The organism is Siphonobacter sp. (genome assembly GCF_048595215.1).
GTDB lineage: Bacteria > Bacteroidota > Bacteroidia > Cytophagales > Spirosomataceae > Siphonobacter.
The window spans coordinates 1-8,614 of record NZ_JBMDWJ010000300.1; the positions used below are offsets into that span (position 1 = coordinate 1).

At 50.0% G+C, this 8,614-nt stretch carries 5 protein-coding genes; all 5 read right to left on the reverse strand.

The features are described 5' to 3' along the window. Positions 1-929 (reverse strand): glycoside hydrolase N-terminal domain-containing protein (locus ACOJTG_RS18555; RefSeq protein WP_420155186.1); only part of this gene is annotated, 929 nt, incomplete at its 3' end. Positions 930-1,274: 345 nt separating this feature from the next. Further along, entirely contained in the window at positions 1,275-2,783 is a 1,509-nt protein-coding gene (locus tag ACOJTG_RS18560; RefSeq protein ID WP_420155187.1) for a RagB/SusD family nutrient uptake outer membrane protein, read from the reverse strand. Further along, a complete protein-coding gene (locus tag ACOJTG_RS18565) occupies positions 2,783-5,860 on the reverse strand; it encodes a SusC/RagA family TonB-linked outer membrane protein (RefSeq protein ID WP_420155188.1) in 3,078 nt (1,025 codons plus the stop codon). Before ACOJTG_RS18565 ends, ACOJTG_RS18560 begins: the two co-directional genes overlap by 1 nt. Positions 5,861-6,062: 202 nt before the next feature. Continuing rightward, complete coding sequence (locus ACOJTG_RS18570) at positions 6,063-7,691, reverse strand: sodium:solute symporter (RefSeq protein ID WP_420155189.1); 1,629 nt, start codon at positions 7,689-7,691, stop codon at positions 6,063-6,065. 15 nt (positions 7,692-7,706) lie between these two features. Next, a partial coding sequence (locus ACOJTG_RS18575; RefSeq protein ID WP_420155190.1) for an enolase C-terminal domain-like protein occupies positions 7,707-8,614 on the reverse strand: 908 nt, incomplete at its 5' end.

Sequence of the window (8,614 nt, forward strand, 5' to 3'; positions counted from 1 at the left end):
CTTTGAAACTGAGTAACGTGGGTTTGTTTTTGATTCGCATACGGTTTTTTCAAAGCAGTTTCCAGTACGCGTGGAGTTGTTTGTTCAAATGCTTGATCCTTGAAATCCGTACCGGCGGAAAAATACAGAATGATTTCGTCGGCGGCTGTAATAATCAGCTCATTCCCGAACACGGTAAGTTTACCCCCTTTAATCCTTGGTTTGATTTGAGCCAAGTATCGCATTCCCTTTCCGTCCGTACCGTTGGTAAGCTGACCCGTCATTTCGAGCGACTGATTTTTTACTACGGTTTTAAAACGTTCAGGTCGGTCCAGTTGTACCCGACAGTACAATTGTCCGGGGCGATTGGCCGAAAGACGAATCACCCCTACATCATCACCAAAACTGGTAAAATACTCCCGGCTATAGGTAACACCCTTGAGCGTATACTGGGTGCGAGCTACGGCTTCATTCAGAGATAAGCTTCGCTGATAGTTTTCGGGAACGACCTTCGTCGTATCAACCCCCGGATAGGAAAATTGCAGATGCAGATTACCCAGCACCTGATAACAACCAAAAGGTACATTCGCTCCGTCTCCCCTACCCGATCCAGCTCCTTTGGCCACGAAATTCTGATTGACCAGCGTCTGGGCTTCGTCATTTTTCCCGGCTAACAGTAGCTCCCTAATCTTGGGCAGACTTTGATGAGCCTCGTAATTATTAGCATCCTGCCGACCACCCGACCAGAGCGTAATATCATTGAGTACCAGATTTTCCTTGAATACGCCGCCGTCCGTCATCATCCCTAAACGACCATTTCCCAGAGGCAGGGTTTCCTCCCATTGCCGGGCGGGTTGCTGATACCAGAGGCGTAAGGGCGTGGGTTGAGCTTGGCCAAGGGCGGTATGCAGACTATACAACAGAGTAACCAGCAATAGGCTTTTCTTCATGCGTCTTTCTTTCGAGGTTATTAGGTAAAGGACAAGAGGTGTCAGTTTGCTGTCGAAGGTTAGAACTCATCGTGTAGGAATAGACCTTTTGTCCGAATGATACGGTAGTAACCAGACCGGATTTCGTCCCGTCAACACGGCTAGCCAGTAGCCTGCCAGCATTCCATGCTGACAGGCGGGAGGTGGTTTTCATCTGCCATCTATAGGTGTTCGATATTAACAGATGTCTTCATGGATGGCGTAAATGCCAAACACATGCTATCGCATTCTATTCAGACTAAAAGATTAGCCATCTCAGCAGGACGAAAACGCACCTGTTATACCGTTAACAATCCGAATAAATTATTAGTAGTTTTCATTCTGCTTCAACACCCCACCACTTTTATCAATCTCGGCTTGGGGTATGGGCCACTTGTAAAACTTATCTTCAAACTTGTAGGGTACAAAACTGTCCTTGACATTATTCAGGACCTGACCCGCAATGTGCCAGCGTTTGAGATCGTAATACCGTAAGCCTTCAAAAGCCAGCTCAATGCGTCGCTCGTGACGGATACGTTCCTGCATCTGGGCTTTAGTTAGACCGGCAGGCAGGGCTGGCATGGCCGATCGCTGACGGACGGCATTGATTGCTTCATACACGGATGCATCCGGCCCGGCGAGTTCGTTTTGAGCTTCGGCGTACATGAGCAGCACTTCCGCCAGCCGGAGTACGACTGCATTCTGCTGACTCAGCGTCGAAAAGCCGTACGGAATGTTTTCGGGAGCCAGGAATTTCATAACTCCATAACCCGTAGGCCGACTGTTGGAGGGAATATGCACCCGACCACTCCCGAAATCCGGATGATCAATAAAGACCGTTTTCGCCAGCCGCGAATCCCGGTTTTTGAAGGGTTCTTTTTTATCCGTCAACGGTGATACGCCGTAGGGAAGTCCATCGGTACACTCAAAAGCGTCCACAAAATTCTGTAAAGGACTGGCTACCAACCAATCTCCGTAGTACATATCCCAGGGGCGGGTATTGTTGGGAGCCAGAAAGTTGATCGAAAAAATAATCTCCGGATTGTTCTTCTGACCCGCATCCCGAAAAAGGTCCTCAAACTTTGGACTGAGCGTATACTGCGTTTTTACCTGCATAGTTAACTCCCGCACCTGCGTCAAAAGGGTTGGGTCAGGCGTACCAGTATCACCGTAGGCCGCAAAGATGAGCACCCGAGCCTTGAATGCCTGAGCCGATGAAACCGCCGCGTGGCCCCCATTTTGTGGGTACGGGCTGGTACTCAGATTGGCAATGGCATAATCCAGATCGGCCAGTATTTGCTTGAGGATGTCAGCGGCGGGTACTTTCGGCTGATTTTGGGTCTCCAGCGTCAGCGGCTCCAGTACTAAGGGAACGTCGCCGTAGAGATGATACAACTGAAAGTAGTAGAAAGCCCGTAAAAACCGAACTTCGGCTTCGTACCGTTTGCGATCCATTTCGGTAATATCCGAATTGCCGTAGCCCGCTAACTGTGACAGGAAAATATTGGCCCGGGCAATGGCTTTGTAGCTTTCGCTGTACACGCCTGACACGTAACCGCCCGTAGAAGGGCTGATACTACCCGAAGTAATTTCCTTGGCACTTCCCGAGTTATGCTGAGCAAAACCATCGTCGGTCAGGCAGTTCCAGACGGGTAACTCCACCGCCCAGGGATCGGCCTGTAGAGAGGCATAATTGGCCGTTAAGGCTTTATCAAAATCACCCTTGGTTTTCCAGAAGGTGGCCGAAGAAATCTGATCCAAAGGATTTAAATCCAGCGATTGGGTACACGAACTGAGAGCCAGTAACACCCACAGGGATAGGGTTTGCCGTTTCATTATAATTTTATGTTTAGCCCGAAGGAGAAAACCTTATTTTGAGGATACTGAACGAAACTGCCACTGCCCCCTCGTTCGGGATCGAGTCCGGGATACTTCGTAAACGTGAGTAGATTGTCACCCGAGAAATACACCCGCAGGTTATTCATACCGATTTTCTTCAGTACGGTTTGAGGAATGGTATAGCCGAACGTCAGATTCTTAAGTCGGAGATACGACGCGTCCTGCAGAAAGTAGGAAGAAGCCCGGCGGATGCGGTCGGGGGCACCCCAACCCCAATAAATGCGGGGCATGGTTGTCGACGGGTTCTCAGGTGTCCAGCGATTTCGCCAGTCGACCGTCGGCGGTGAACCCTGTACGAACGGAACCGTGCCCCAGTTATCTACGAAAAATCGAATATTATTGACGCCCTGAAACAGCGTTGAGAAATCGAATCCCTTCCAGTTAGCCGACAGATTGAAGGCGTAGTTCAGGCCCGGATAATTGCCCGACATCACCACGCGGTCATCATCATTGATTTTGCCATCGCCGTTGGCGTCGCGGTAGCGGATATCTCCGGGTACGGTAGCGTCATTGTACTGCTTGGGAGCGGCATTAATTTCTTCCGTGGACTGAAAAATCCCGACCATTTCCAGCATGTAGTAGGTATTATACTCGCGGCCTTCTTCGCGAATTCGGTACCCGTCAATTTCCCGCTGACCAAATTTTACGAGCTTGTTTTTGTAATGCTCCAGATTACCGCCTATGGTGTAGTTCAGGCCTGCCAATGCTCCGTTTGATACCAGGTGATTATAAGAAATAGCCAACTCCATACCCGTATTTTGCAGGGTTCCATTGTTGATGGTCGGTGCCCCTAATCCTACAACACCCGTTACCTGCGAACTTCTCAGAATGTCCGAAGTAGTCTTGCGGTACCAATCCGCCGTTACGTTCAGCCCTTTAAATAACGTCAGATCAAGACCTACGTCGGCAATCGTTGTCGTCTCCCATTTGATGTTGGCATTGGATAAATTCGTCTGAGCTACGCCCGAAGAAAGGTTGGAGTCATCAAAGGAATAATTTCCCGTAAAGCTGAGAATGGCCTGATAGGGGTAGTTGCCAATGTTCTGGTTACCCAATTGCCCCCACGAACCCCGTACCTTGGCGTTGGTGAGCCAGTTGAGATTCAGGTTTTTCACAAAATCTTCTTCCGACAGTCGCCAACCCGCCGAGAATGACGGGAAGATGCCCCAACGGGAAGCCGAACTGAGCCGCGAGGTTCCATCGTACCGCATATTGGCTTCTAACAAGTACCGCTCCTTGAAATTGTAATTGAGTCGACCGAAGAACGAGCGAATGGCCCATTGATACTGCGAGCCGTTGGCATACTGAATGGAAGGACTGCCGGCGTCCAGCTCCTGTAAAATATCGGTGGGAAAATTCCGGCGGGTTCCGTTGAGGTACTGAAAGGTATTGCGTTCGGTACTGTACCCTACCTGGAGTTTAAAGTCATGACTATCCCCGAAGGTATGGGCGTAATCCAGGTACGAAAACAGGTTCGTATAGATATTCTGCTCATCGTTGACTTCCAATCCGCCGCCTAAATCGAGGGTTGCCATGAATTCGTTCGTACGGAAATTGTAAAGCTGCAGGGGTGGCTTAAACGACTTGGTTTTGTAGAAATCTGCATTCACCGCACCCTTGGCGTACCAGGTCAGGCCCTTGGCTAAGTTTACTTCAAACCAGCCCTGGGTATTCGCCGAATAGTCTAACTTATCCCGATTGATGCGTCCGGCCAGCAGGGCCATGGGGTTTTTGTTATTATACTCAAAATCGTAGGCTTTATACGTGAAATGTCCACTCCCATCCGCTAGCTGCGGAGCGTAGGTAGGAGCCTGCGACATCGCCGATAAAAACATATCCTCGGAGCCAAATACAGGCGATTCCGTTTTACCGGACTTGAGAGCAAGGTTAGCCCCAAATTTGATTCGCGAATTGATTTCGGAACTGAGGTTGAGTCGGGCGTTGTACTTCTCGTAATCGAAGCCCCTCATAATTCCCTTCTGGTTCACGTACCCGATGGAGGCGTTGTAATGCGTACCACCCCGACCGCCGCTGAAAGTCAGATCGTGCATGTGGGTAGGAGCCGTCCGGAACAGCAGACCCAGCCAATCGGTGTTGGGGTACAGACGACGGTCCGTGGCATTCCGGTACTCATCAATTTGTTGCTGGGAATACAATCCTGAAGTCAGACCCGAATTGATCCGGGCTTCGTTGTACAGCTCCATGTACTCGGCTGAATTCGTGATCAGATCAAACAACTTGGTGGCTTTATTGATTCCGTAATTCCCGCTGTACTGCACATTCAGCTTGCCGTCGCTGCCTTTCTTTGTCGTCACCAGAATGACGCCATTAGCGGCCCGAGCCCCGTAGATGGAAGCCGAAGCCGCATCTTTCAGTACGGACACATTTTCAATGTTGTTCGGGTTGAGATCGGATAAATTACCCTGTACCCCGTCAATCAAAACCAGCGGATCGGATCCGGCTCCACTAAAAGTACCGGTACCACGTATACGTACCGAAACACCTTCGTTACCCGGTTCTCCCCGTCCCTGTACAATCTGGACTCCCGGCATGGTTCCCTGAAGCATGGCCGTGGGGTTGGTGATGGGTCGTTTGATGAGTTCATCGCCATTGACGGTGGCTACTGCTCCGGTTACGTTCACTTTTTTCTGCGTACCGTAACCCACAACTACGACTTCATTGAGTTCCTGCTGACTTTCTTTTAAAGTCACGTCCAGTACACTGCGACCGTTGACGGGCTGTTCCAGCGTTTCGTACCCAATAAAGGAAAAGACGAGTACCGCCTGACCATCGGGAACCTTCAGGGAATACCGTCCCTCGGCGTCAGTTACGGTTCCCTGGGTAGTTCCTTTGACGATGATGGAGACGCCAGGTACGGGTTCCTGTTTCGCCGAGGTAACCCTGCCAGTAATGGGCAAGGCGATAGCGGATGCGTAACCAGTGGCTACCCAACACAGGCAGCACATCACGATGAGCAATCGCCATCGAAGGAAAGTAAAGTTTTGTTTGCTCATAGGTTTGATTTTGAGGCTTTGTTTTGTGGAATGACTCGGAAGCAGCTCGTGCTTTTATAACGTCAATATTTTCATTGAATCGTACTATTTCGAAGCAAAAGTAGAGAAGCGAAAAATCCATTAAAATGGATAAATCCGGTAAAGAGATAGATAATACGATTATTCATTGGGGTGGATTACTAACCTTAATAGCATTCCATTCTTAACGAAACCACCAAAACAGGATTCCCATGACGCAGCCCAATAGAAGCGACAACCATTGATAGCTACCGCTAGCCGCGGGCAGGTCCGATGTAGTTTTCCAGTACAGCAACTGAAGCCGGGAAGGAGCGGCATCCGGAAAAGCTTTACTGAGAACAACCTGAAGCATCACACAAAAGCAAAACAAATAAAACGCTACCATCAAAAAGGGTACATCACCGATTGCACTTTCCGGGGCCAGTTTCGCGAGAACAAATACAACAAAGCCCAGAGCGGACCCAAACCACAAGGTTATTTTAGCGGAAACAGCCGATGCTTTTTTCCAGAAAATCCCCAATAGGAAAACGCAGGTGATGGGGGGAGCCAGGTGAGCGATGATATCGTTGAGGCCATTGAAGATACTTTCGTAGCGATTTAGCAAGGGTAAAATCAGCAGTGAAACCAACAGAGCCAAACCCGCCGAAATTTTTCCTACGCGTATCAATTGACGATCCGTAGTATCAGGCCGGTAGCGTTGGTACAGATCATAACTGACCAAGGTAGAAATGGAGTTGAGAGCCCCGGAAATCTGACTCATGAGTCCGGACAACAGAGCCGCCACCAGAATCCCGATCAGGCCGGTTGGTAGTAGTTGAGTAATCATTAGCGTATAGATGCCCTTGGTGTGGATTTCACCCGAAGCCGGATTTTTCAAGGCTGAGAGGTCTAGTCTACCCGTTTGGGCTAAGGTATAAGCAAAAAGTCCAGGCAGTACGAAAATAAAAACGGGCAGGATTTTGATAAAACCGCAGAATAAAGGGCCCATCCGGGCATGGTATTCGTCCTTGGCTCCCAGTACCCGCTGGACAATCGTTTGGTCAGCACACCAGTACCAGATTCCCAGTACCGGGTAACCGAGAAACACCGCGTACCAGGGCATGCCACTATTATCACCCGCCGGACGCATCATGGATAGTTTTTCGAGTTGGTGGGTCTGTTTCAGTACGGCTTCCATCTCCTGCCAGCCCCCCATTTGGTCATAAGCCGCCACGCTGATAATCAGGGCTCCTAATACGAGGACGATCGTTTGAATCGATTCCGTAACGACGACGGCCGAAAGTCCACCCACAATTGTATAGATCGCCGTAATTACCGAAATGGCAATAACACCCGTGTACATATCCACGGCAAACAAGGTTTCCAACACGATACCCCCCGCCAACAGCGAAAAAGAAATGTGAACGATAATCGCTGAAGCAATGGACACCCCCGTCAGCCAATCGCGGCTGGCCCGGTCGTAGCGTTGTTCCAGAAAATCGGGGAGCGTGGTGACCCCGGAGCGAATGTAATACGGAGCAAAAAACAGAGCGAGCAGGATGAGCACCAGGGACGCCATCCATTCAAAATTTCCGTTTAACAGGCCCGTATCAAAGCCACTTTGAGCCAGACTGACCAGGTGTACGCAGGAAATATTCGAGGCGAACAACGCCAGACCGATCATGGGCCACCGTAGCGATTTGCTGGCCAGGAAGTACGCTCCGGCTCCATTATCTTTCGTTCGTTGCTGGTGGCGGAGTCCCGTCCACAGACCAATCCCGAAAATAGCCAGAATGTAACTTCCGCTAATGACACTATCAAGAGGATGAATCATAGAAGAAAGGGGCCCTTAAACGCCGAGTAAATCGCAGCTACTCCCCGGTTCCTGCGGCGTTTCGTAAACACCATGATTGATCCGAACGGGCTGGACAAAGTGCTTTTTCAAGTGCGGAATATGTTCTAAAAATAGAGCTTCATGTCCCATGGCGATGTGATTGAAGAGTACCAGGTGCTGGTGTAATTGACCCATATCCCCCACGTGCGGCACCACTGGAATACCAAATTTTTTACTGAGTAAACTGACCGTTAAGAATTCACTCACGCCGCCGACGCGGACGGCATCTACCTGAATAAATGCCGCCGATTGCGTCTGTAAGTAATTCTTAAACAGTACCTTATTCGGCACGTGTTCGCCTAAGGCCAGTTTCACCGGAGCAATCTCCTGAGCCAATGTCTGATGAGCCCAAATGTCATCGGGATGGGTGGGTTCTTCAATCCAGAAGGGATTCATGGAGGCTAGCTTTTTGCATACCGCTTTCGCCTTGGGCAGATTCCACTGCTGGTTCGCATCGAGCATGATTTTTACCTCGGGGCCAGCGACTTCCCGTAACAAATAAGCCCGGCGGACATCCCGCTCGGCGTCTTCCGAACCTACCTTTAGTTTAATGGCCGAAAATCCGGCGTCGAGTGCCTGTTGGCAATTGCTGCGTACCTGCTCATCCGAGTAATTAAACCAGCCGACTGAGGTATCGTAGCCGGGATAGCCGCTTTGTAAAATTCCTTCGCGGGAACGTCGCTCGTTTTGTTGGCTGGTAAGCAGGGCTACAGCATCCTCCGCCGTCATTTCGTCTTCCAGATAGGAAAAATCCAGCGTTTGAACTAAGGCTTCGGGTGACAGATCCAGTAATAATTTCCAAAGCGGTACCCCACGTTTTTTTGCCCAAAGGTCATAACAGGCATTCGTCACCGAAGCCAGAG